Raw genomic sequence first — 22,691 nt, forward strand, 5'->3', positions numbered from 1 at the left:
ATGTCGGTCATCGCAGTCGAGCGGATCAAGCTCTTCACCACCCGTTCGCCGTGGTGGTGCATGATCATCGCCGCCGTGCTCACGATCGGGCTCGCCGCCTTGTCGACGGCCTTCCTGGACGCCTCCGACGAGGCCGGGGCGACCGTCTTCATGACCCAGGGCGGGGCGCAGCTCAGCCAGATGGTGATGATGGTGATGGCCGCGCTGGCAGTCACCACCGAGTACCGGTTCGGCACCATCCGGACCAGCTTCCAGGCCGTCCCGCAGCGCGCCGCGCTGCTGCTCGGCAAGACGTTCGTGGTCGCCGTACTGGCCGGCCTGGTCGGTCTGATCGCGTCCTTCGGGGCGTGGCTGGTCGGCAGCCTGCTGGCCGGTGGCGCCGACCTGTCGATCAACACCGGCGCCGAGTGGCGGCTGCTGGCCGGTCAGGGCATCGTGTTCGCCCTGTCCGCGGTGATCGCGGTGGCGGTCGGCATCCTGATCCGGCAGAGCGCGGGCGCGATCGCGATCCTGATCCTGTGGCCGCTGCTGGTCGAGAGCCTGTTCACGCTGATCCCGAAGATCGGCGACGACATGGCCAAGTGGGCGCCGTTCGCGAACGGCAGCTCGTTCCTGAACCAGGGGCAGGAAATGGGACTCGCCGGTGAGTTCGCCGGCGGCAGCGACTACGCGCTGAGCCCGTGGTGGGCTCTGCTGTACTTCGCCGGCTGGGCGGCCGCGCTGATGGTCCTGGCGCTGCTCAGCGCCAGCAAGCGCGACGCCTAAGGGGTGTCTGCGGGGAACCCCCAGACACCCCCTACCCCCTAGACGGCCGCCGGATCAGGGGACCCGGCGGCCAACCACCCGGCCAGGCTGAGGGGTCTTGGCCGACAGCCCGTGGAGTGTCCGCGACAACGGACACCCCACGGGCTGGTTGTCTGTTCGGGGCAGGGTGAGTAGCGGTGCGGGTCGCTGATTGGTTAGGTTCCCTTCCATGACCGACTGGGCGCGGGTACGTGCTGAGGGTTTCGAGGTTCCGGCCGATCGTCCGCTCGTCGAGCTGGTGGCGGAGCTGTCGGGGCTGCTGCGTTCCCCGGACCCGGTGGTGCGGGACGGGCAGGCGTACTCGATCCTGGCGACCTGGATCGCCAACGGCGTGCTCGCGCCGGAGCTGCTGCACGCGCTCGGGGACGAGATGGCCGGGCGCTTCGCCGACCCGGACATCCAGGCGCGGACGTTCGCGCCGCTGATCCTCGACTCGATCGTCTCGGTCGGCGTGTTCGAGCCGAGCTGGGTCCCACCGTTCGAACGCTGGTACGTCGGGGAGGAGGACCTCCGCGGGCACGACCCCAAGCTCGGCTGGCTGCACGCCATCGCCCACGGCGCCGACCTGCTCGGCACGCTCGGACGGACCCTGGCGGTGGAGCCGGTGGAGATGCTCCGCCTCGGCATCGGGCGCATCCTGACGCCCACCGACTATGTGCTGCGCGACCTCGAGGACGACCGCCTCGGCCACGCCCTCGCGTCCACACTGACCCGCGCCGACCTGCTCGAGACCGACGCGACCGCCTGGCTCGACCCGGCAGCCCGCGCGCTCGGCAACCCGCCGCCGGACGGCGTACGCCCGGAGGTCACCAACACCATGCGCACCCTGCGAGCCGTCTACGTCCTGGTCGACCAGGGCGTCCGCATCGGCGACACGGTCCGCCAGGTCCCCCACCGCGAACTGGTCCGCGCCAAGCTCGCCGAGGTCCTCCGCACAGCCACGCCGTACTTCCTGTGACAGACGTCCGGACCAACTACGCCCGGGTCGCCGCCGCGTACGACGGCCAGTGGGCCGACGTGCTGGCCGTCCACGCCCGAGCCGTCAGCGACCGCCTCCCGCTGGCCGCCGCCAAGCGCGTAGCCGAACTGGGCTGCGGCCCCGGCCGCCTGCTCGAACGTGTGGGCCCGGGTGATCAACGAGTACGACGCTCCAGCGGACCCGTCGCCTCAGATGCCGTCCAACGGAGTGACCTCGGACCCGGAGCAGCTGGCGACCGCGCTGACCGCGGCCGGCTTCGGGGAGGTGGAGGTGACGGTCGAGCGATTCCGGCACCAGGCGACGGCTGAGCGGGCCTTGGGTGAGCTGGGGCCGGACGACTTCGTTCAGTCGGGCACGCTCCTCTACAGCACCGCTCGGGCCGGTTGAGCGAGGATGGGCGCATGAGTGACCTGTCGAGTGGTCTGGTGGATCGGCTGCGGGGGCTGTTCGAGGGGGCGGGTTACACCGTCGAAGGTGTGGCTGAGCGGTTGGGTGGGCGGGCCAACAGTGCGTTGGGGCGGAACGAGACCACTCTGGCGTACCGGCAGACCGGTGGTGGGGACCCGCTCGACACGTTGATCCGGCTGTTTCTGTTGCAGCGGCCGGTGGCCAGAACCCTGTTGGACAAGGGGATTCTGGAGGAGCTGCTCACCCTCGGCGTCGTCGCCGCGCAGGGGGACGACGTGGTGGCTGCGATCGACATCCGGCCGTACGCCGAGGACGAGCGGGCCTGGTGGGTGGTCGCGGACCCGACGCCGGGGCTGGACGGGCGGCGGGCGCCGATGCGGTCCGACTACGTGCTCGGGATCGCGCCGGCCAGCTTGAGCCTGGTGAAGTTGACCGTGCCGCTGAAGGTGGAGAGCGCGCTCGACCTGGGGACCGGCTGCGGCATCCAGGCCTTGCACCTGTCCGACCGGGCGAACCACATCGTCGCCACCGACGTGAACCCTCGGGCGCTGCAGCTGACCCGCTGGACGGCCGCGCTGAACCGGGTCGAGCTGGACGTGCGCGACGGGTCGCTGTACGAGCCGGTGGAGGGTCAGCGGTTCGACCTGATCGTCAGCAACCCGCCGTACGTGATCGCACCGCCGAGCGACGGCAAGCTGACCTACCGCGAGACCGGGTTCGCCGGTGACGCTGTCGTCGAGCAGCTGGTCCGGCAGGCGCCACAGCACCTCACCGACGGCGGCTGGCTCCAGCTGCTGGCCAACTGGACCTGTGTGCGCGGCCAGGACTGGCAGGACCGCATCGCGAGCTGGACTGGCGACCGGTCCAGCTGGGCGGTCCAGCGCGAGCAGCTCGACCCCGCGGAGTACGTCGAGCTGTGGCTGCGTGACGCGGGTCTGCACGGCCGACCGGAGTACACCCAGCGGTACGACGAGTGGCTGGCGTGGCTGGACGACCAGCAGGTCGAGGCGATCGGCATGGGCTGGATCAACCTGCACAACGTCCCCGGTACGACGTACGCCGAGTCCTGGCCGTACGAGATCGAGCAGCCGATCGGTCCGCACGTCCTGCACCGCTTCCAGCGCCAGGAGGGTCTCCCGGAGGACCTGACCGGCCTGTACCTGAAGCTGGCCGAGGACGTCGTCCAGGAGACCGCCGGCCCACCCGGAGCCGACGACCCGGCCACCATCGTCCTGCGCCGCCAGCGCGGCATGCGCCGGGCCGAGCAGGCGGACACCGTGCTGGCCGGCTTCGTCGGCGCGTGCGACGGGGACCTCACCGTCGGCCAGATCCTCGACGCCCTGGCGACGATCCTCGACCGCGACAACCTGCACGCCGACTACCTGCCGGAGATCCGCAGACTTGTCGTCGAAGGCTTCCTCGACTACTGATCGGAGAAGTCGACGTCCTCGGCGGTCAGCCCGGGCAGCCAGACGCCGCGGACGTCGTCCGCGATCTCCAGCAGGACGGACTGCGCCCGGCCGAAGCCGGCGGCGAACCCCTGCCCGTAGCTGCTGCCGTGCGCTCCGGTCGGAGCCATGGTCCTGGCCAGCTGGTCGATCTCGGCGGCCAGCTCGGCCCGGTCCCGCAACCGCTCGGGGGTCGGGTTCCAGTCGAGCCGGATCGTCTGCTCGAGCTCCCACAACCGCCGCAGCTGGCGGCGCAGCCGGTCACGGTCGGCGAGCATCTGGGCCGCCGGTGGCAGGCTCACCATGATCCAAGCGACCTGGACAGGCGTCGCGGTACCGTACTCGCCCAGTGCCGCGACCAACAGCTGGTCGACCTTTGTCAAGGGATCTGGGTCGGGCGCGATCACGTGGTGGGCCGGCCGGGTCAGGGCCGCGGTCGCCGGCTGGGGCTCGACCGAGGGTTTGTCGGCCAGGGAGTCCCGGTGCCAGTCCCTGAGCCGGACGGCGGCGGCCCGCAGGCCGGCTCGCCGGCCGTGGGCGAACTCGGTGCCGCCGGAGACACTGATCGACAGCACCCGGTCGGCCGCTTCGGCGAGCGCCTCCTCGAAGGTCGTCGTCGACGACGGGAGCAGCCCGCGCTCGAGAAACGCGTGCACCTTCTCGGTCAGCGGGATGACCGCCTGCAGTGCGTCCTTGACCTCGGCCCACTCGTACAGCCCGGCGATGTTCGAGCAGACACGGTTCGCCAGCCAGTCGACGTAGTCCTGGTCCTGCGGGCGCTGGTACAGCGAGTATGCGATCTCGGTGAAGTGGGGGAGCAGCTCGGCGCGGAGGCGGGCCGGTAGGACCATGCCGAGGACCTTAGAGGCTTGGTGGACGGTGGCGAGGGCTGTGACAGATACCGGTCAGCGGCGGCGGTTGCGTTTCTCGGCGTACATGCGACGGTCGGCCTCGGTGAGGAGCTCGGTGATCGGGACCCCGTCGGTGCTGGACGCCTGGCCGATGCTGAGCCGGAGCATGGTGAACCACGGCTCGGCGGCGCTCGCCGCGATCCGTTCGGCGGCGGTGCGGATGCGTTCGACCAGTTCGCGGGCGCCACGCTCGTCAGGGTTGTCGAGGACGACCACGAACTCGTCGCCGCCCGCCCGGACCACGACGTCCTCGGCACGGGACTGCTCGGCGAGCAGTTGGGCAACGCGGCGCAGGACCTCGTCGCCGGAGGCGTGGCCGTGGCTGTCGTTGACGACCTTGAGGTTGTCGACGTCGATCGCGATCACGGCGATCGAGCGGCCGGAGTCGAGCGCCGAGCTCATCCGCTCGTCCAAGGCCCGTCGGTTGCCCACACCGGTCAGCGGGTCCTCGCGGGCGGCCCGCCACTCGGCGTCGTGCCGGATCGACAGGTCGTGCGTCGCCAGCGCGCTGCGTACGGCGTACAGGCCTCGGAGGCGCTCGGCCCACCAGCCCCTGGTGATGGCCCGTGCGTACTGCAGGCCGGCCGTCGCACCGGCGTCACCGGAGTCCGCAGCGATCTGTACGGCGGTGTGCCGGACCAGTGCCTCGACCGGCGGGTCCGACGTCGGCGGCAGGTCGGTGCCGGCCTGTGCGGCCGCCTCGACCGCCTTGTCCAGCTGCCCGAGCGCTGCGTACGTCATGGCCAGGTAGGCCCCGGCGATCGCGGTCAGCTCCAGGTCGCCGAGCTTGGCGAGCTGGTCACGGCAGTCCTTGAGGATCACGCTCGCCTCGGCCGGCTCGGCGTCCCAGTTGCTCGCCGCCAGCCACATCCGCCCGGCCAGCGGCCAGTAGCCCAGCAGGTCCGCGCTGACGATCGCCTGGTTCGCGTCGGCCGCCCACCGCCGGGCCTCGGATCGCCGCAACGCGATCTGCTCGTCGTACGACGAGTCGCCCAGCCGCTCCATCTCGTGGGCCCAGCGCAGGTTGGACTCGGCCAGGTTGAGCCGGTCGATCGCCGGCGCCTCCGGCAGCCCGAGCGGGTCGCTCATGGTCGCGGCGGCCTCCTCGAAGTGCGGGATGCACAGCTCGAACAGCCTGAGCAGGTCGTAGGCGTAGCCGAGTCCGGTGTGCGCCCAGCTGGCCAGTCCGGCGTCGTACGTGCGGGACAGGGCGTGCTCGGCCGCGACCAGGTCGCTCACCGAGTCACCGCCCTCGCCGGTCCGGATCAGCGTGACGATCCGCAGCGCCAGCGCGTTCGCCTCCCAGCCGGGCGCGTCGATCGTGCGGGCGATCCGGATGCAGCCGTCGACCGCGTCCAGCGCCTCCTCGGCGTCGGTGCCGTGGTGCGCCGCGACGGCGCGGACGTACTCGGCCGCGGCCCGCTCGGGCGACGGCTCCGGCCCGAGCTCGGTCAGCAGCCGGCGGATGTCCAGCATCGCCTCGGCCGGACCGCCCGACTGCGCGCCCGCCATCGCCGCCGCGATCCTTGCGGTCACCCCCGACGTCTCCCGCACCCACCCCTCCACTCCCTGGTTCACCGATTGCGGCGTTTGTCCTCGTACAGCCGGCTGTCGGCCAGTGGGACGAGCCGGTCGACCGGGACACCCTCGGCGGTCGCCGCGTACCCGATGCTCAGGCCCAGCTCGGTCAGCCACGGTTTGACCGCTCCGGCCGCGATCCCCGCCACCGCCGCCCGGATCCGCTCGGCCAGCTGGTACCCACCCTTCGCGTCCGGCTGGTCCAGCACCACGAAGAACTCGTCGCCTCCCGATCGAATCACGGCGTCGGTCGACCGGGCCTGTTCTACCAGGAGGTTTGCAACAACCTGCAGCAATTCGTCCCCGCAGGCGTGCCCGAACGTGTCGTTGACGATCTTCAGCCGGTCCACGTCGATCGCCAGCAGCGTGACCGCGCGCTGCGAGTCACGGGCCGCGGTCAGCCGCTCGTCCATCGCCCGGCGGTTGCCGATCCCGGTCAGCGGGTCCTGCCGGGCCGCGTGCCACTCGGCGTCGTGCCGCGCGGACAGGTCGTGCGCGTCGAGTGCGTACCGTACGGCGTTCAGCGCGCGTCGCCGTTCCTTCCACCACGCCCGCGCCACCGAGTGCGCATAGTCCAACCCTGCAAGGGCTCCCGGGTCACCGGCGACCGCGGCCAGCTCCGACTTGATCTGCAGGACAAGCATCTGGGTCGCCGGGTCGGCCAACGGGATCATGTCGTCGACCGCGCGGGCAGCAGCCGCCTGGGCTTTCTCCAGCTCGCCTGCTCGCTCCAAAGCCCTTGCCAGGTAGGCCCCAGCGATCGCCAGCCGCTCTGTCTCGCCCACCTTGCTGATCTGGTCGCGGCACTCCGTCAGCTCCTGCACAGCGGCCGCCGGGTCGTCAACGGTCTGTGCGGCGGCCAGCCAGAGCCGGGCACTCAGCCGCCAGTACTCCTGGGTCTCGTCGTCGACGATGACCCGGGTGGCATCCCTTGCCCAGTACGCCGCCGAGGCGAGCCGCTCCCGAATCTCCTGCTGGTACGACGGATCGCCGAGCCGCTCGAGCTCGTGCGTCCAGCGCAGGTAGGTCTCGGCCAGGTTCAGCCGGTCGATCGCCGGCGACTCGGCCAGCTCGAACACGTCGGCGTCGGTCTGCGTCGCGGCCTCGTAGTGCGGGATGCACAGCTCGAACAGCCGCAGTACGTCGTACGCGTAGCCGAGACCGGTGTGCGCCCAGGCGGCGAGCCCGGCGTCCGTCGTACGGCTGAGTGCTGCTTCGGCCGCGACCAGGTCGGCGACGGTGTCGCCGCCGCGGCCGCTGCGGGCCAGGTTGATGATCCTGATCGGGTAGGCGTTGGCCTCCCAGCCGGGCTCGTCGATCGCACGGGCCACGTCCAGGCAGGCGTCGACCGCCGCGAGCGCCTCGTCGGCGTCGCTGGCGTGGTGGGCGGTGACGCCGCGCACGTACTCCGCGGCGGCCAGCGCATGGCTGGGCTGCGGGCCGAGTTCGGCCCGGATCGCCTCGATCTCGACGGCCGCGGCGTGATGGCCACCGGACTGCGCCAGTGTCATCGCCGCCGCGATCCGCGCGGTGTGTGGACCCCCGTCCATCCCCATGGTGCTGCAGGCCCTCCTGGTCCGGTCCGGCGCGCAGGGTCGAGCCGGACGGCCCATTGTGGTCCTGAGTCACCGCACTGTCACGGGTTCAGGCGAAGACGTGCCCCTGACTTGACGGAGTCTTACGAATCCGGTGCGTCACAGGCGAGCGTGAAACGTTCAGCCGGCTGCTTGCCGGGTGCCGGCGGTCGCGTGCAGCTGCACCGGCAGCGACTCGACGCCGTACACGATCGAGAAGTCGCGGAACCGTAGCTGCTCCTCGGCCACCGCGAGCGACAGGTCGGGGAAGCGGTGGGCCAGCGCGGTGAACGCGGCCCGCAGCTCCATCCGGGCCAGCTCGGCGCCGACGCAGCGGTGCATGCCGTGCCCGAACGCGAGGTGCGCGGCCGGCACCCGCTCGGGCCAGAAGCTCTCGGCGTTCGGGCCGAAGATCTCCTTGTCCCGGTCGGCGCCGGACAGCGACACCGCGACCAGGTCGCCCTTCTTCACCTGGTGCCCGAACAGCTCCTGGTCGTGCTTCGCGAACCGCGGGAAAGCGACCTGTACGACGGTCAGGTAGCGCAGCAGCTCCTCGACGATCGCGTCGACCGCGCCCGGCTCGTTCCGGATCCGGGCGAAGTTCTCCGGGTCGCGCAGCAGCACCAGTGTGCCGAGCGCGAGCATGCTGGCCGAGGTCTCGTAGCCACCGAGGAAGACCCCGTCGGCCAGGCCGCCGAGCTCGATGTCGTCGATGGTGTCGCCCTGCTCGCGGATGATCGAGCCGATCAGTCCGTCGCCGGGGTTCTTGCGCTGCTTGCGGACGATCTCGAACAGGAAGTCGCGCGACTCGCTGGCCGAGCCGAACACGCCGATCCCGCCGCCGGACAGGTCGAACCGGGCCGGGCCGAGCGCGCGGAACCGGTCGCGGTCGTCCTCCTCGACACCGAGCAGGTCGGCGATCAGCAGGAACGGCACGTTGAAGGCGAAGTCGGCGACGATGTCGGCGACCGGGCCCTTGGCCTCCATCAGGTCGAGCTGGTCGTTGACGATCTTCTCGATCGCCGGCTCCAGCCGGGCCAGCCGGCGCTTGGTGAACTCCGGCGTGAGCAGCTTGCGCAGCCGGGTGTGGTCCGGCGGGTCGGTGAAGCCGAGCCCGCCGATGCCCTCGGACGGTTTGTTCGGGTCCGAGCCGACCAGCGGACGGATGTCGTTGCTGAAGTTGGCGCTGTCGGCCAGCACGGTCTTGGCCTCGGCGTACCCGCTGACCATGAAGACGTTCATCCCGAACAGGTGCGCGAGCTTGTGCACCGGCTCGGTCTCGCGGATCCGCTGCATCTCCGGTACCGGGTCCAGGCCTTCGCGGCGCAGCGGCATCGAGACCTGGCGGGGGAACATCTTCATCTTCGACAGGTCCAGACCACCTCGTCGGCTGGTCCTGCTCAGCAACCGGCTGCCGACCCATTTCTTCAGGTATGTCGCAACCATGACTCCCACGCGCCCTCTCTGAAACAGCTGCCCGGTGACGGCTTTCGACTGCTTCGAAGTTAGCCGTCGCCAGGACCAGAACTGATGGTGTTGGCACCACTGTGATGGTGGCGTTGGCACCACCATGGGAGGGGGCCACGGTCGTGCCAGCACGAAGCGTGTCATGCCGGGGGGCCCTGTTGCCACCGGAACCCACCTGTTGTTCCCCCTGACTACGGGGCAGGTGGGTTCCGGGGGTGGTCTCAGGGAAAGTCCAGCCGAAAGACGGTTGCGCTCGAGGTCGTTGCCCTTTCGGTCAGAAGTCCGGGCAGGTCAGCCGCGGGTCGGCCGATCCGGTGTGTGCTTCACCACACGGGCCGACGGCGGTTGCCCTTTGCATACTGCGTCCCGGCCGCGGTGGTCAGCTGTTCGCCAAGGTGGCCGCGAAGAAGCCGAGACCGCCGCCGGGGAGCTTGATCGCCTTGACGGTCTTGCCGGCGGTCAGCTCTACAGCGGTGTAGAAAACGCGGTAGTCCGTGGTGGTGTTGGCCAGACCGCTCGCGGTGTACCGGCCCTTCACCGACACCGCTTCCTTGGCGCCACCGGTAGTGGGATCTTGGCAGCACCAGTTCGGAAGTTGCAGCGGTGCCTCCGACTCCGTGCCATCGGTGTAGACGACGGTGACGTTGCCCTTGGCATTCAAGCTGGCGCCGGCACCGAGCAGGACGAGGTGCGAACCGCTGCCGGAGACCAGGATCGGCGCCGACTGGTCCTTCACCAGGTTCGCCGTACCGGGAGCTCCGGCCGGCCAGGTGAACTCGGCGCCCTGGACGGAGACCTTGGCGCCCGGTGCGTAACCGGCCGCGGCGAGAGCTTCTCCGTTGAAGCTGTTGCCGGATCCGTCGAAGTTGCCCTGGGCGTAGGTGTTCGCGTCCGTCACGCCGACGACGTTGGCTGCCTGGGACAACGATGCGTACGGCAACTGTGCGGTCGCGACCGTGCTGCTGGTGTACGTCGAGCTGCCGGCCTTGTACCTGGCGTCCAGCCGCAGCGTGAACGCTGCCGGTTTCACGGACGCGGCCGGAGTCACCTGGAGCTTGGTGGTGACGGTCTTGCCCGGGTCGACCTTCGCGAAGGTGCTGCGGCCCGTGGCGGTCCAGCCGGCCGGGAGGTTCGGGACCAGCCGGACGTCGCGCATGGCCGTCGTACCGGCATTCTTGAAGGTGGCCGTGACCTCAGTGGCCTGGCCGGGAGCGTTCCAGAGCGACGGGCTGCTGAGCTCGGGAGTGCCGAAAGTGTCCGTGACGGCCTTGCCGCCACCGACAGAGGTGGTCTGGGACAGCCGGACCGTTGCGGACTTGCTGGTGGAGATCGCAGTGGTCTTCACCAGTACGACGCCGTTCTCGTAGTACCAGCCGGAGGGGGCGGCGAGGTAGGCGTTCTTGCTGACCAGCTTGGTGAGCTTGCGGTGGTCGAGCGTCACGTCGCGCGGCGCGGTGCCGGTGTGCACGGTCAGCTCGTACGGGCGGGTGCTCGGCTTGCCGGCGTACGCGCCGCGGCTCTCACCGATCTTCACCGTCACGTCGCCGCGACCGGTGGTCGGTGCGTCGACCTCCAGCTGCTGGTTGGCGGACTTGTTCTCCTTGTAGTTGCGGGTGACGCGGTCGTCCTCGTACAGGGTGAACGACGACTTGCCCTCCGGGTAGACGTCGACCGTGAGCCGGTCGCCGAACGCCTGCTCGGTGGCGGTGTTGATACCGCTCTTCCACATCGGTACGACGGCGCCCGCCTTCACGAACAACGGCAGCGTGTCGAGCGGCGCGTGGTAGCCGTTGACCGTGGTCGGGCCCTGGTAGACCTTGCCGGTCCAGTAGTCGATCCAGCGGCCCTTGGGCAGGTAGATGCCGCTCTTGACCTCGCCGGCGCTCCAGCTCGGCGCGACCAGGAGCTCCTTGCCGGCCAGGAACTCGTACTTCGCCGCGTCGCCCCAGGTGTTCGGGTCGTTCGGGTACTCCAGCACCAGCGAGCGGTTCAGCGGAGCGCCGGTGCGGTGCGCTTCGGCGGCGTACGAGTAGAAGTAGGGCAGCAGCCGCTCGCGCAGCTGGAGGTACTTGCGATTGATGGCCGTGTACGGCTCGCCGTACGCCCAGGGCTGCTTGTACGCCGGGGTGGCCCAGCCGGACATCGTCATCAGCGCGGGCGTGAACGCCTTCCACTGCAGGTCGCGCGCGTAGCTGGTGGGGGAGCCGCCGAAGATGCCGTCGATGTCGCCGGCGCTGTAGGCGATGCCGGAGTTGCCGGAGCCGGTGATCGCGGGGATCTGCCACTTGATCGCGTCCAGCGAACCGCTGTGGTCGCCGGTCCACTGCACCGCACAGCGCTGCGCTCCGGCCCAGCCTTCCACCATCCAGGCGAAGCCGCGGGCGTTGCTGTACTGCTCGATGCCGTCGTGCGCGGTGTCGCAGGCGCTCAGCGCGTACCGGTAGCCCGGGCCGACCCAGGCGACGTCCAGCTTGCGCACGCGGACCCCCGCCTCGCCGACCTCGGCCGGCTGCCGGTCCAGTGAGGACTGTGTCCACAGGCCCATCTGGATGCCGCGCTTGTTGAGCTCCTCACCGGTCTGCTTCAGCGGAGCGATCTCCCGTTTGCCCCACCAGGTCCCGTCGACCTCCTCGGACTCGGTGTTGCCGGAGTAGCCGCAGCCGTAGTCGTCGTTGACCAGCATCCAGCCGCCGGGCATGTCCTCGTCGCGGAACTTCTGCGCCACCTTCACCGCGTCCAGCGTGGTGGTCTTGTCCGGGTGGACCTTCCAGTCGTTGTCGGGGTCCGGGTCGGTCGCGTAGTGACCGCGGTTGTAGCAGTCGGAGTCGCCGTACTCGAGACCGTAGACCGGCGGCATGAAGGGCCGGCCGGTCAGCTCGGTGTAGCGGTCGAGCGAGGTCTTGAGGTCGCCGACGAAGTAGTACGCGTCGAAGCGTTTCTCTTCGTGCTTGGCGACGACGGGGTCGGTGAAGCTGTAGCTGCCGGGGCTGAACGTGTTGCGCAGTACGCCGTACCCGGCGGTGCTCATGTAGTACGGCGAGGCGTTCGGGTTGCCGCCGTCCTCCCAGTTGAAGTCCTTGGCGACCGTGATGGTCTGGTCGCGGTGGGAGAAGCGGCCGCTCTGCATGCCGCCGCCGAAGAACTGCTCGTTGGCGCCACGGCCCAACGACTGGCCGGCCTCCGTGTCGGTCCACGAGAGGGGAGCGGTCTCGGACCAGACCTGCTGACCGTTCGACCGGTACAGGGAGAAGCGCAGCGGGGACTTGTTCGCGCGCACCTCGATCTTGCCGGTGGTGAGCGAGTAGTAGCTGCCGCGGTCGCGCCAGCTGGTCTTCGGCGTGGCGTAGTCGGTCTTGGCGACGATGTTCGACGCCGGGGCGGCCGGGTCGGTGGGCGGGGTGTTGGCCGGGTCGGTGAACTCGCCGTCGGGCGCGAGCCAGAGCCGGAACACGTCGTCCTTGACGAAGACGACGCGGACCTTCGCGGTTCCGGCACTCAGGGTGTACGTCGCGTTGTCGGCGGCGAACGCGGTGACCTTGCCGAGCGACGTGCCGGCGGGCGGTTCGGCCGACGCCGTACCGACCAGGGCACCGGCAAGGACCGCGAGGGCCGTTGTCAGCAGAACTGAACGTTTAAGGTTTGGAAAGATGCTCATGACAGCCTCACTTCGCGCATCTATGAACAGTTTTGCTATTGATAACTGATCGCGGTCGCGCTGTCACTAGTTCGGCTGTCATCAAGTTGGGACGCGTCCTCCATCGGACGGTGGATCCCCGGTGACAGTGCGTGAGGCGACGATGTTGCGCATGGCGAACTGTCGAAGGATCAACCAGGCGCTGACCGGCGTCCTGGCGGTTGCCCTGCTGTCCGTGCCGCTGACCGCTCACGCCGACCCGGAGCCACAGGACCCCGACTACACGCCGACGACCTTCGACCTGCCCGCGCCGAGCGGCCGCTACGACCTGGGCACCACCGAGCTGCACCTGGTCGACAAGGCCCGGGCCGACTCCACCGCGCCGAGCGGCAAGCGCGAGCTGATGGTCAGCGTCTGGTACCCGGCCGCCGGGATCGGCAGCAACGCCCCGGTGGCCAAGTACATGCCGAAGAAGACCGCCGAGTACGTCGGCCGCCAGTGGTCCGAGGCGTTCTGGCTGCCGGGCACGGTGCTCGACTTCGCCAACACCGACACGCACGCCCAGGTCGGCGTCCCGGCCCGGGCGGGCAAGCACCCGGTGGTCCTGTTCTCGCCGGGCTACCCGTTCAGCCGGTTCCTCAACACCCAGCAGGCCGAGGACCTGGCCAGCCGGGGCTACGTCGTGGTCAGCATGGACCACACCGGCGAGACGCCGGTCGAGTTCCCCGACGGCCGGTTCGTCCCGGGCCACAACCCGGACGAGCCGCCGACCGCCGAGCTCATCCACGACGTGGTGGACACCCGGACCGCCGACGCGCGGTTCGTGCTGAACCAGCTCGAGCAGGTCGACTCCGGCCGGAACCCGGACGCCGAGCAGCGCGAGCTGCCGCACGGGCTGCGCAACGGGCTCGACCTTCGGCGTACGGGGATGTTCGGCTACTCGCTCGGCGGCTACACGACCGCCAACACGATGCTGCAGGACCGGCGCGTGCAGGCCGGCGCGAACCTGGACGGCACACTGTCGGACAGCAAGGACGACCAACTGGTCGGCGACGTCGCCCGCAAGGGACTGAAGCGGCCGTTCCTGCTGTTCGGGTCCGACACCAGCCAGCGGCTCGACCCGAAGGCGCCGCACTACGACGCGTCCTGGGCCGCGTTCTGGAAGGCCCAGCAGGGCTGGAAGCTCAACCTGCAGCTGAAGGGATCCGAGCACTTCGCGTTCTGCGACTTCCGCTTCGTGTTCTCCCAGCTCTTCCACCACGTGTACGGCGACGACGAGCTGATCCCGATCGCGGTCGGCAAGCTGGTCGGCCAGGGCGACGAGACCCAGGCCGTCACCGCCCAGCGCGACTACCTGGCCGCCTTCTTCGACCAGACCCTGCGCGGCCGCCCGCAGTCGCTGCTGCGCAAGGAGTCGGGTGAGTTCCCCGCGGTGGGGTTCGTGCGCTGAGGTCAGCCTTTTGGTGGAGCGGTTTTGTGCGATCGGCTGATCCGGCCGACCCGGCCGGGCGGAAGACTGCCGCCATGACGTTGCGACGCCGAAGCGTTCTCGCCCTGACCACCACCGCCCTGGCCGCGGCAGCTGCTGGTACCACCGTGCTCACCACCGGAGTCCTCGGTGCGGCCACCGCGGCCGTGCCCTCGCCGGCTCCGAGCGCCTACCACCCGGAGCTCCCGAAGCCGACCGGCCACTACTCGATCGGTACCACCGAGCTCCACCTGGTCGACCGGGCCCGGACGGACCCGTGGAGCGGCAGCGGCGGGCCGCGCGAGCTGATGGCCGGCGTCTGGTACCCGGCGATTCCGGGCAGCGGTCCGCGGACGCCGTACGTGCCGGAGAAGATCTCGGCGCAGCTCGGCGCGGAGCTCACCGAACCACTCGGCCTGAAGCCGGAGCAGCTCGACTACGCCGGTACGCCGACGCACGCCCGGACCGGCGTACCGGCGCTCGGGCGGCACCCGGTCGTCGTCTACTCGCCCGGCTTCGGCACCTCCCGCCTGATGGGCACGCAACTGGTCGAGGACCTGGTCAGCCGCGGCTACGTCGTCGTGACGATGGACCACACCGGCGAGGCGCCCGTGCTGTTCCCCGACGGCCGGGTCGAACCGATGGTCGTGCCGGTGGAGGAGCTCAAGAAGGCCACGAGCGTCCGTGTCGCGGACACCCGGTTCGTGCTCGACCAGCTGCGCAAGCTGGCCTCCGGCAGCAACCCTGACGCCGAGCACCGCAAGCTGCCGTTCGGACTGCGCGGGGCGCTGGACCTCCGGCACACCGGGATGCTCGGCTACAGCCTCGGCGGGCTCACGGCCGCGGAGACGATGCTGGCCGACCGGCGGATCGACGCCGGGGTCGACATGGACGGCACGCTGCAGTACGGCTTCCCGGACGGTGAGCTGATCGAGTCGGCCAAGCGGGGGCTCGACCGGCCGTTCCTGCTCTTCGGCGGGCAGACCCACACCCACCTGTCCCAGCCGGGCGCGCCGATGAACGACGTCTCCTGGACCACCTTCTGGAAGAACCAGCGCGGCTGGAAGCTCGACCTCAACCTGCCGGGGGGCACGCACGGCAGCTTCGCCGACTACCAGTTCTCGGCCCCCGGGCTCGCCCGGTCCGCCGGCGTACCGGACGAGGCGGTCGAGGGGCTGCTGGGCACTGTCGACCCGGTGCGCAGCGTGGCTGCCCAGCGCGCGTACGTCGGGGCGTACTTCGACCAGTTCCTGAAGGGCCGGCCGCAGCCGTTGCTGCGGAAGGAATCGCCGCGACACCCGGACGTGAAGTTCGTCCGCTGAGCAAAAGCTGTCTCGGCATCCGGGACCGTGCGGGTGCGCGCCTCACGTGCGGGCGAAGTACGAGGTGAGGGAGAGTCCCCGGCGCGGGGACTTTCCCGTGCTTTCCGTCACCTGAATGCGGCTCGTGGCGACGCGACCGGTTACCGTGCGTTGAGAAATGCGTTGCAGTCGGCCGTACTCTGTCTTCGGGCAGGGTCGGTGCTCGGGGTGGTGCTCACGGGGAATGAGCAGTCCGGCCGCAGACGTTTGGTGTGGGCGTACGGGCCGTAGACAGCAAGGAGCGCAGTGGCAGGGGCAGCAGGGACCAAGACATCGTCCGGAACCGCGGTACCGGGGACCGGGCGCCGACTGGTGATCGTCGAGTCGCCGAAGAAGGCGCGGATGATCGCCGGTTTCCTGGGTGCCGGGTACGTGGTGGAGTCCAGCTTCGGCCACATCCGGGACTTGCCGAAGGGGGCCGACGAGATCCCCGCCAAGTACAAGGGCCTGCCGTGGGCCCGGCTCGGCGTGAACATCGATGACCACTTCGACCCGCTGTACGTCGTACCGGCCGACAAGAAGGCGCAGATCCGCAAGCTCAAGGACCTGCTCAAGGACGCCGACGAGCTCTACCTGGCCACAGATGAGGACCGCGAGGGCGAGGCCATCGCGTGGCACCTGCTGGACGAGCTGAAGCCGAAGATCCCGGTCAAGCGGATGGTCTTCCACGAGATCACCCCGAAGGCGATCCAGGACGCGGTCGGCAGCGCGCGGCAGATCAACGACGCGCTGGTCGACGCCCAGGAGGCCCGGCGGATCCTCGACCGGCTCTACGGCTACGAGGTCTCCCCGGTGCTGTGGAAGAAGGTCATGCCGAAGCTGTCGGCGGGCCGGGTCCAGTCGGTCGCCGTCCGGATGGTCGTCGACCGCGAGCGGGACCGGATCGCGTTCCGCAGCGCGTCGTACTGGGACCTGGACGCCACGCTCGACGCCGGCGAGGGCAAGACGCCGCGGCTGTTCCCGTCGCGGCTGGTCTCGGTCGACAGCCAGCGGATCGCCCAGGGGCGTGACTTCGCCTCGACCGGCGAGCTGAAGAGCCAGAACACGGTCCACCTCGACGAGCCGACGGCGACCGCGCTGGCCGCGGCGCTGCAGAGCTCGCAGTTCACGGTCCGCTCGATCGAGTCCAAGCCGTACACCCGCAAGCCGTACGCGCCGTTCCGGACCACCACGCTGCAGCAGGAGGCCGGGCGCAAGCTCAACATGTCCGCCTCGCAGACGATGCAGATCGCCCAGCGTCTCTACGAGAACGGCAACATCACCTACATGCGTACCGACAGCGTCACGCTGTCGGACACCGCGATCACCGCCGCCCGGGCCCAGGTCCGCGAGCTGTACGGCGCGTCGTACCTGCCGGACAAGCCGCGGGTCTACACCTCCAAGGTGAAGAACGCCCAGGAGGCGCACGAGGCGATCCGGCCGGCCGGCGAGCAGTTCCAGACCCCGGGGCAGACCGGGCTGTCCGGCGCGGAGTTCCGGCTGTACGAGCTGATCTGGATGCGCACGATCGCGTCCCAGATGAAGGACGCGGCCGGCAACAGCGTCTCGATCAAGATCGACGCCAAGGCCTCGACCGGGGAGAACTGCGAGTTCACCTCGTCCGGCCGGGTGATCACGTTCCACGGGTTCCTCAAGGCGTACGTCGAGGGCGCGGACGACCCGTCGCACGAGACCGACGACCGGGAGACCCAGATCCCCGACGTGACCGAGGGCGACGTCCTGCCGGCCACCGAGGTGATCGCCTCCGGGCACGAGACCAAGCCGCCGTCGCGCTTCACGGAGGCGACGCTGATCGCCCAGCTGGAAGAGCGCGAGATCGGCCGGCCGTCGACATACGCCTCGATCCTGGGCACGATCCAGGCCCGCGGCTACGTCTACAAGAAGGGCAACGCGCTGGTTCCGGCGTGGCTGGCCTTCGCCGTGGTCCGGCTGCTGGAGCAGCACTTCACCCGCCTGGTCGACTACGCGTTCACCGCCTCGATGGAGGACGTGCTCGACGACGTCGCCGCCGGGAACCTGCAGCGCGAAGGCGTGCTCGGCCGGTTCTACTTCGGCGACGACGACCTCGAGGGCCTGCAGTCGATGGTCAGCGACCTCGGCGACATCGACGCCCGGGAGATGTCGACTTTCCCGGTCGGCCCGCCCGACAGCGGCATCGTGGTCCGCGTCGGCCGCTACGGCCCGTACGTCGAGGGTCCGGACGAGACCCGCGCGAACGTGCCGGAGGACCTGCCGCCGGACGAGCTCACGGTCGACAAGGCCAAGGAGCTGCTGAGCCAGCCGTCCGGTGTCGAGATCGAGCTGGGCGCCGTACCGGACAGCGGGCTGCAGGTGGTCGCGAAGGCCGGCCGCTTCGGTCCGTACGTGACCGAGGTGCTGCCCGAGGACGCGCCGAAGAGCGCCAAGCCGCGGACCGGTTCGCTGCTCAAGTCGATGACGCTGGACACCGTCACCCTGGACGACGCGCTCAAGCTGCTGTCGCTGCCGCGGGTGGTCGGCAAGGACCCGGAGTCCGGTGACGAGATCACCGCGCAGAACGGCCGCTACGGCCCGTACCTGAAGAAGGGCACGGACTCGCGGTCGCTGCAGACCGAGGACCAGATCTTCGACATCACGCTCGACGAGGCGCTGAAGATCTACGCCGAGCCGAAGCAGCGCGGCCGTCGTGCCGCGGCGCCGCCGCTGAAGGAGCTCGGGGAGGACCCGGAGTCCGGTCAGCCGATCGTCGTGAAGGAGGGCCGCTTCGGTCCGTACGTCACCGACGGGGAGACCAACGCGACGCTGCGCAAGGACGACGCGGTCGACAGCATCTCGCTGCTGCGGGCGGCTGAACTCCTGGCCGACAAGCGGGCCCGTGGTCCGGTGAAGAAGACGGCCAGGAAGTCCCCGGCGAAGAAGACGACGGCCAAGAAGACGACCGCGAAGAAGACCACGACGAAGAAGGCGACGGCGAAGAAGACCACCAAGAAGGCCGCCGCCAAGAAGGCCTGAGAGGTCAGACTGGACTATGGCGACTCCTCCTTCGAAGGGACCGGCCGAGGTCACCGCGCAGCGACTGCGGGAGCGCGGCGAGCGGGTGACCCCGGCACGGCTGGCGGTCGTCGAGGTGCTGGCGAGCACCGCCGAGCACCTGAGCGCGGAGCAGATCGGCGAACGCGCCGAGCAGCTCCGGCCGGGCATCCACCGGGCGACCGTGTACCGGGCGCTCGACGCGCTCGGTGAGTTCGGGCTGGTCACGCACGTCCACCTCGGCCGCGCCGGTACGACGTACCACCTGTCCGGCGAGCTGGCACCGCGTCACCTGCACCTGCGCTGCTCCGAGTGCGGCAAGGTGCTGGACGCTCCCGGCGACACGCTCGACCCGGCCCGCCGCAAGCTCCAGCGCGATCTCGGCTTCAAGCTCGCCCCGGAACAGGTCGCCCTGGTCGGCGTCTGCGCGGAGTGCTCCGCCTGAGCCAGTCTGTCCATATCTGTTCATCGGTGTGGATTCGTGAACAGAACAGTCGTAGGGTCGGTAGCTGTGACCTACGACCACAGCTATGTCGAAGACTTCGCCCCCGCCGCCGGGGTCCTGCCGCCGCGCGCCTGGCTGGACGACGACTCCGCCCGGGTCTCGCTGACCGGCGACTGGAGCTTCCGGCTCTCGCCGAGCGTCGCGGAGGCTCCCGACGACCTGAAGGACCCTGACACCAGCGGCTGGGACACGATCAGCGTGCCGGGGCACTGGCAGCTGCAGGGGTACGGCTCCCCGGCGTACACGAACGTGGTCTACCCGTTCCCGCTCGAGCCGCCGTACGTGCCGACCGACAACCCGACCGGTGACTACGTCCGGACCGTGACGGTGCCGGAGGACTTCGCCGGTACGCGGATCGTGCTGCGGTTCGAGGGCGTGGACTCGCGGTTCGCGCTGCACGTGAACGGCGAACTGGTCGGCTGGTCGTCCGGTTCGCGGCTGCCCAGCGAGTTCGACCTGACCGAGCTGGTGACGCCGGGCCAGGAGGCCCGGATCGCGGTCCGCGTGCACCAGTGGTCGGCCGGCAGCTACGTCGAGGACCAGGACATGTGGTGGCTGTCCGGGATCTTCCGTGAGGTCAACCTGCTCGCGCTGAAGCCGACCGCCCCGACCGACGTGTTCGTGCACACGTCGTACGAGGGTGGCGCCGGAACGCTGAAGGTCGACTCCGACGTCGCCGGGACGGTCGTCGTACCGGAGCTCGGGCTGGAGCTGCCGACCGGTGAGGAGACCACGGTCGCGCAGGTCGAGCCGTGGAGCGCCGAGAGCCCGAAGCTGTACGACGGCGTCGTGCGCACCGACGGCGGCGAGGTCCGGATCCGGATCGGTTTCCGCACGATCGCGATCGTCGACGGCGTCTTCACCGTGAACGGCAACCGTGTCCTGTTCAACGGCGTCAACCGGCACGAGGTCCACCCCGACCGCGGCCGCGCGCTGACCGAGCAGGACATGCTGGACGACGTACTGATCATGAAGCGGGCCGGTATCAACGCCGTCCGCACCAGCCACTACCCGCCGCACCCGCACTTCCTCGACCTGTGCGACCTGCACGGCCTGTACGTCGTGGACGAGTGCGACCTGGAGACGCACGGCTTCGGCTACGAGCCGCAGCCGCCGAACCTGCCGAACCCGGTGATGGACGAGCGCTTCAAGCCGGACCTGGTCGAGCGGCTGCGCCGGATGGTTGCCCGGGACAAGAACCACCCGAGCATCGTGCTCTGGTCGCTCGGCAACGAGTGCGGCATGGGCGACAACCTCAAGGCCATGTACGACCTGGCCAAGGAGCTCGACCCGTCGCGCCCGGTGCACTACGAGCGGGACACGCACGCGGAGTTCGTCGACATCTACTCGCAGATGTACACCTCGCCCGAGGACGTCGCGAAGATCGGCGAGGACCCCACGTCGTACCGGGGTCTGCCGTTCATCCTCTGCGAGTACGGGCACGCGATGGGCAACGGGCCGGGCGGCCTGCTGGACTACCGGGAGCTGTTCGAGAAGTACCCGCGTTGCCAGGGCGGTTTCATCTGGGAGTTCATCGACCACGGGCTGCGCAAGACCGAGGACGGGCAGGAGTTCTACGCCTACGGCGGGGACTTCGGCGAGTCGATCCACGACGGCAACTTCGTCTGCGACGGGCTGCTGCTGCCGGACCGGACGCCGTCGCCGGGCATGCTCGAGTACGTCAAGGTGATCGAGCCGCTGCGGATCGTTGCCGATGGCAATGGTGTGGCGATCGGCAACCGGTACGAGGTGCTGGACACGAGCCACCTGACGTTCCGGTACGTCGTCGAGGTCGAGGGTGAGCGGGTCGCCGGTGGAGATCTCTCGGTGCCCTCTGTCCCTCCGGGCGAGACGGTGACGGTGGAGCTGCCGGTGCAGTCGGCCGATCAGACCGAGGCCTGGGTGACGGTGACTGCCGAGCTGACCGACGGTACGGCGTGGGCCGAGGCCGGGCACCGGGTCGCCTGGGGCCAGGTCCGGCTGGACGAGCCGGCGTCGTCCGGCGCGAAGACCACCGCGCAGACCGGCCCGTGCACCGCGCCTGACGGCGTCGCCGGGGTTCACGGAATCACTGTCGGCGCGATCCGCGACGCGCGGCTCGACGTCTGGCGGGCACCGACCGACAACGACGCGATCCCCGGCGTGGCCGAGGCGTGGCGCGAGCAGGGACTGCACCGCGTCCAGCACCGGGTCGTGTCGGCGACGACGCACCAGACGGGCTGGAAGGTCGTCACCCGTACGGCGCCGCCGGCGCTGCAGTGGGGACTGGTCTCCACCTGGGTGTGGAGCCAGCTCGAGGACGGGCTGCACCTCGACCTCACCGTCAAGCCCGAGGGCCAGTTCCCGGCGACCCTGCCGCGGCTGGGCATCACGTTCGAGCTGCCGAAGGTCGAGAACGTCGAGTGGTTCGGCGCCGGGCCGAACGAGGCGTACATCGACACCCGGTCGGCGGCCGCGGTCGGCAAGTACTCCGGCGCGGTCGCGCAGCTGCAGACGCCGTACGTGCGTCCGCAGGAGAACGGCCACCGCATCGACACCCGGTGGGCCGCGCTGACCGGCGCGAACGGCACGCTGCGGATCGAGGCGGCGCCGGACCTGTTCGGCCTGACCGTCCGCGACTGGACCAGCAAGGACCTGGAGGACGCCAAGCACACGGTCGACGTGAAGCCCGGCGATACGACGTACGTGACGCTGGACCTCGCGCAGGCCGGGATCGGCTCCAACTCCTGCGGACCGGCCCTGGCCGACAAGTACAAGTTGCCCACGGCCCCGGCCTCGCTGTCGGTGAAGTTCAGCTAGCCGCGACACCCCTTCAGCCTCCGTCGAAGTCCGGCTATTCGACGGAGGCTGAAGAGGTTCTGCCCCGGGAACCGGGCGATCGCCGTACCGGCTTAGTCGTTCTTGGTGAGCTTCCAGAGGCCCGGAAGGATCGCACCCGCGACGGCTGCCTTGATCAGGCCGCCGACGACGAACGAGGTGAAGCCGGCGGCGATCGCCTGGCCGGCGTCGAGGTGGGCGACCACCGCGAGCCACGGGACGCCGACAGCGAAGATGATGACCTGGCCCGCGAGGAAGAGCGGGAGCGCCTTCCACAGGGCCCGGTCGAGCTGGTGCTTGGCGGCCAGGCCGATCAGGTACGCCGCAGGCAGGAAGCCGACGATGTAGCCGCCGGTCGCGCCGCTGATCACCTCGAAGCCCCCGGAGGCCTCGCTGTAGAACGGCAGGCCGATCGCGCCGAGGACCAGGTACAGCGCCTGACCGGCCAGACCGCGGTGCGGCCCGAGCGCGGCAGCGGTCAGTACGACGGCCAGCGTCTGCCCGGTGATCGGCACCGGCGAGCCCGGGACGGGGATCGCGATCTGCGCCAGCGCCGCGGTGAACAGCGCGGCGGTGACGACCAGCGCGACGTCGCGGGCCCGGGACCTGCCCAGGACGTCGGCGAGAACGAGCGGCCGCTGAGCGGGCAGGGGAACGGCGGTGGTCACGAAGCCTCCACATCGGTCGGCCACCCGGCGTACGGGGGCCCTTCTGGATCAGACCGCCTC

Annotated in this window: 15 protein-coding genes; 9 read left to right on the forward strand and 6 right to left on the reverse strand. The window is 70.0% G+C overall.

The genetic code is table 11. The annotated features are described in order from the left end of the window. The 4 genes from ACLQ2O_RS37510 to ACLQ2O_RS37525 all read left to right on the forward strand — a co-directional run bounded on the left by ACLQ2O_RS37510 (position 1) and on the right by ACLQ2O_RS37525 (position 3,621). The gene (locus ACLQ2O_RS37510) at positions 1-765 is read left to right on the forward strand and encodes an ABC transporter permease (RefSeq protein ID WP_425841993.1); all 765 of its coding nucleotides are present in this window, start codon (positions 1-3) and stop codon (positions 763-765) included. A 208-nt stretch (positions 766-973) separates the two neighbouring features. After that, the gene (locus ACLQ2O_RS37515) at positions 974-1,762 is read left to right on the forward strand and encodes a DUF2785 domain-containing protein (RefSeq protein ID WP_425841996.1); all 789 of its coding nucleotides are present in this window, start codon (positions 974-976) and stop codon (positions 1,760-1,762) included. Between the two features lie 171 nt (positions 1,763-1,933). Next, positions 1,934-2,170 carry a hypothetical protein gene (locus ACLQ2O_RS37520; RefSeq protein ID WP_425841998.1) on the forward strand — a complete coding sequence of 79 codons (237 nt, stop codon included), beginning with the start codon at positions 1,934-1,936 and terminating at the stop codon, positions 2,168-2,170. A 14-nt stretch (positions 2,171-2,184) separates the two neighbouring features. After that, complete coding sequence (locus ACLQ2O_RS37525; protein ID WP_425842001.1) at positions 2,185-3,621, forward strand: DUF7059 domain-containing protein; 1,437 nt, start codon at positions 2,185-2,187, stop codon at positions 3,619-3,621. Here the strand turns inward: ACLQ2O_RS37525 and ACLQ2O_RS37530 are convergent. The 5 genes from ACLQ2O_RS37530 to ACLQ2O_RS37550 all read right to left on the reverse strand — a co-directional run bounded on the left by ACLQ2O_RS37530 (position 3,615) and on the right by ACLQ2O_RS37550 (position 12,824). After that, positions 3,615-4,490 carry a hypothetical protein gene (locus ACLQ2O_RS37530; protein ID WP_425842004.1) on the reverse strand — a complete coding sequence of 292 codons (876 nt, stop codon included), beginning with the start codon at positions 4,488-4,490 and terminating at the stop codon, positions 3,615-3,617. The two genes, ACLQ2O_RS37525 and ACLQ2O_RS37530, sit on opposite strands and share 7 nt — an antisense overlap. 54 nt (positions 4,491-4,544) lie before the next feature. Beyond that, positions 4,545-6,104, reverse strand: a complete 1,560-nt coding sequence (locus tag ACLQ2O_RS37535) for a diguanylate cyclase (protein ID WP_425842006.1) — start codon at positions 6,102-6,104, stop codon at positions 4,545-4,547. 20 nt (positions 6,105-6,124) lie between these two features. Then, the gene (locus ACLQ2O_RS37540; protein ID WP_425842009.1) at positions 6,125-7,684 is read right to left on the reverse strand and encodes a diguanylate cyclase domain-containing protein; all 1,560 of its coding nucleotides are present in this window, start codon (positions 7,682-7,684) and stop codon (positions 6,125-6,127) included. Between the two features lie 159 nt (positions 7,685-7,843). Beyond that, positions 7,844-9,148, reverse strand: a complete 1,305-nt coding sequence (locus ACLQ2O_RS37545) for a cytochrome P450 (protein WP_425842013.1) — start codon at positions 9,146-9,148, stop codon at positions 7,844-7,846. A gap of 400 nt (positions 9,149-9,548) precedes the next feature. Beyond that, complete coding sequence (locus ACLQ2O_RS37550; protein ID WP_425842016.1) at positions 9,549-12,824, reverse strand: TIM-barrel domain-containing protein; 3,276 nt, start codon at positions 12,822-12,824, stop codon at positions 9,549-9,551. 121 nt (positions 12,825-12,945) lie between these two features. On the opposite strand from ACLQ2O_RS37550, the gene ACLQ2O_RS37555 reads away from it, so the two are divergent. The 5 genes from ACLQ2O_RS37555 to ACLQ2O_RS37575 all read left to right on the forward strand — a co-directional run bounded on the left by ACLQ2O_RS37555 (position 12,946) and on the right by ACLQ2O_RS37575 (position 21,945). Then, positions 12,946-14,253 carry an alpha/beta hydrolase family protein gene (locus ACLQ2O_RS37555; protein ID WP_425842018.1) on the forward strand — a complete coding sequence of 436 codons (1,308 nt, stop codon included), beginning with the start codon at positions 12,946-12,948 and terminating at the stop codon, positions 14,251-14,253. Between the two features lie 74 nt (positions 14,254-14,327). Further along, entirely contained in the window at positions 14,328-15,593 is a 1,266-nt protein-coding gene (locus ACLQ2O_RS37560) for an alpha/beta hydrolase family protein (protein WP_425842021.1), read from the forward strand. 285 nt (positions 15,594-15,878) lie between these two features. Beyond that, positions 15,879-18,623, forward strand: coding sequence for a type I DNA topoisomerase (gene topA, locus ACLQ2O_RS37565; protein ID WP_425842023.1), 2,745 nt, complete (start codon positions 15,879-15,881; stop codon positions 18,621-18,623). 16 nt (positions 18,624-18,639) lie between these two features. Further along, entirely contained in the window at positions 18,640-19,086 is a 447-nt protein-coding gene (locus ACLQ2O_RS37570) for a Fur family transcriptional regulator (protein ID WP_425842025.1), read from the forward strand. A 66-nt stretch (positions 19,087-19,152) separates the two neighbouring features. Then, complete coding sequence (locus tag ACLQ2O_RS37575) at positions 19,153-21,945, forward strand: glycoside hydrolase family 2 TIM barrel-domain containing protein (RefSeq protein WP_425842028.1); 2,793 nt, start codon at positions 19,153-19,155, stop codon at positions 21,943-21,945. Between the two features lie 92 nt (positions 21,946-22,037). Here ACLQ2O_RS37575 and ACLQ2O_RS37580 read toward each other — a convergent pair whose 3' ends face one another. Next, on the reverse strand, positions 22,038-22,631 hold the full coding sequence (locus ACLQ2O_RS37580) for a biotin transporter BioY (RefSeq protein ID WP_425842031.1): 594 nt from the start codon (positions 22,629-22,631) through the stop codon (positions 22,038-22,040). Positions 22,632-22,691: the final 60 nt, after the last annotated feature.

Source organism: Kribbella sp. DT2 (assembly GCF_049844575.1).
GTDB lineage: Bacteria > Actinomycetota > Actinomycetes > Propionibacteriales > Kribbellaceae > Kribbella.

What these genes read in the sequence shown, in the direction of transcription:
- ACLQ2O_RS37510 (WP_425841993.1), top strand. Translation starts at nt 1, where the DNA reads ATGTCGGTCATCGCAGTCGAGCGGATCAAGCTCTTCACCACCCGTTCG.
- ACLQ2O_RS37515 (WP_425841996.1), top strand. Translation starts at nt 974, where the DNA reads ATGACCGACTGGGCGCGGGTACGTGCTGAGGGTTTCGAGGTTCCGGCC.
- ACLQ2O_RS37525 (WP_425842001.1), top strand. Translation starts at nt 2,185, where the DNA reads ATGAGTGACCTGTCGAGTGGTCTGGTGGATCGGCTGCGGGGGCTGTTC.
- ACLQ2O_RS37530 (WP_425842004.1), bottom strand. Translation starts at nt 4,490, where the DNA reads ATGGTCCTACCGGCCCGCCTCCGCGCCGAGCTGCTCCCCCACTTCACC.
- ACLQ2O_RS37540 (WP_425842009.1), bottom strand. Translation starts at nt 7,684, where the DNA reads ATGGGGATGGACGGGGGTCCACACACCGCGCGGATCGCGGCGGCGATG.
- ACLQ2O_RS37545 (WP_425842013.1), bottom strand. Translation starts at nt 9,148, where the DNA reads ATGGTTGCGACATACCTGAAGAAATGGGTCGGCAGCCGGTTGCTGAGC.
- ACLQ2O_RS37550 (WP_425842016.1), bottom strand. Translation starts at nt 12,824, where the DNA reads ATGAGCATCTTTCCAAACCTTAAACGTTCAGTTCTGCTGACAACGGCC.
- ACLQ2O_RS37560 (WP_425842021.1), top strand. Translation starts at nt 14,328, where the DNA reads ATGACGTTGCGACGCCGAAGCGTTCTCGCCCTGACCACCACCGCCCTG.
- ACLQ2O_RS37570 (WP_425842025.1), top strand. Translation starts at nt 18,640, where the DNA reads ATGGCGACTCCTCCTTCGAAGGGACCGGCCGAGGTCACCGCGCAGCGA.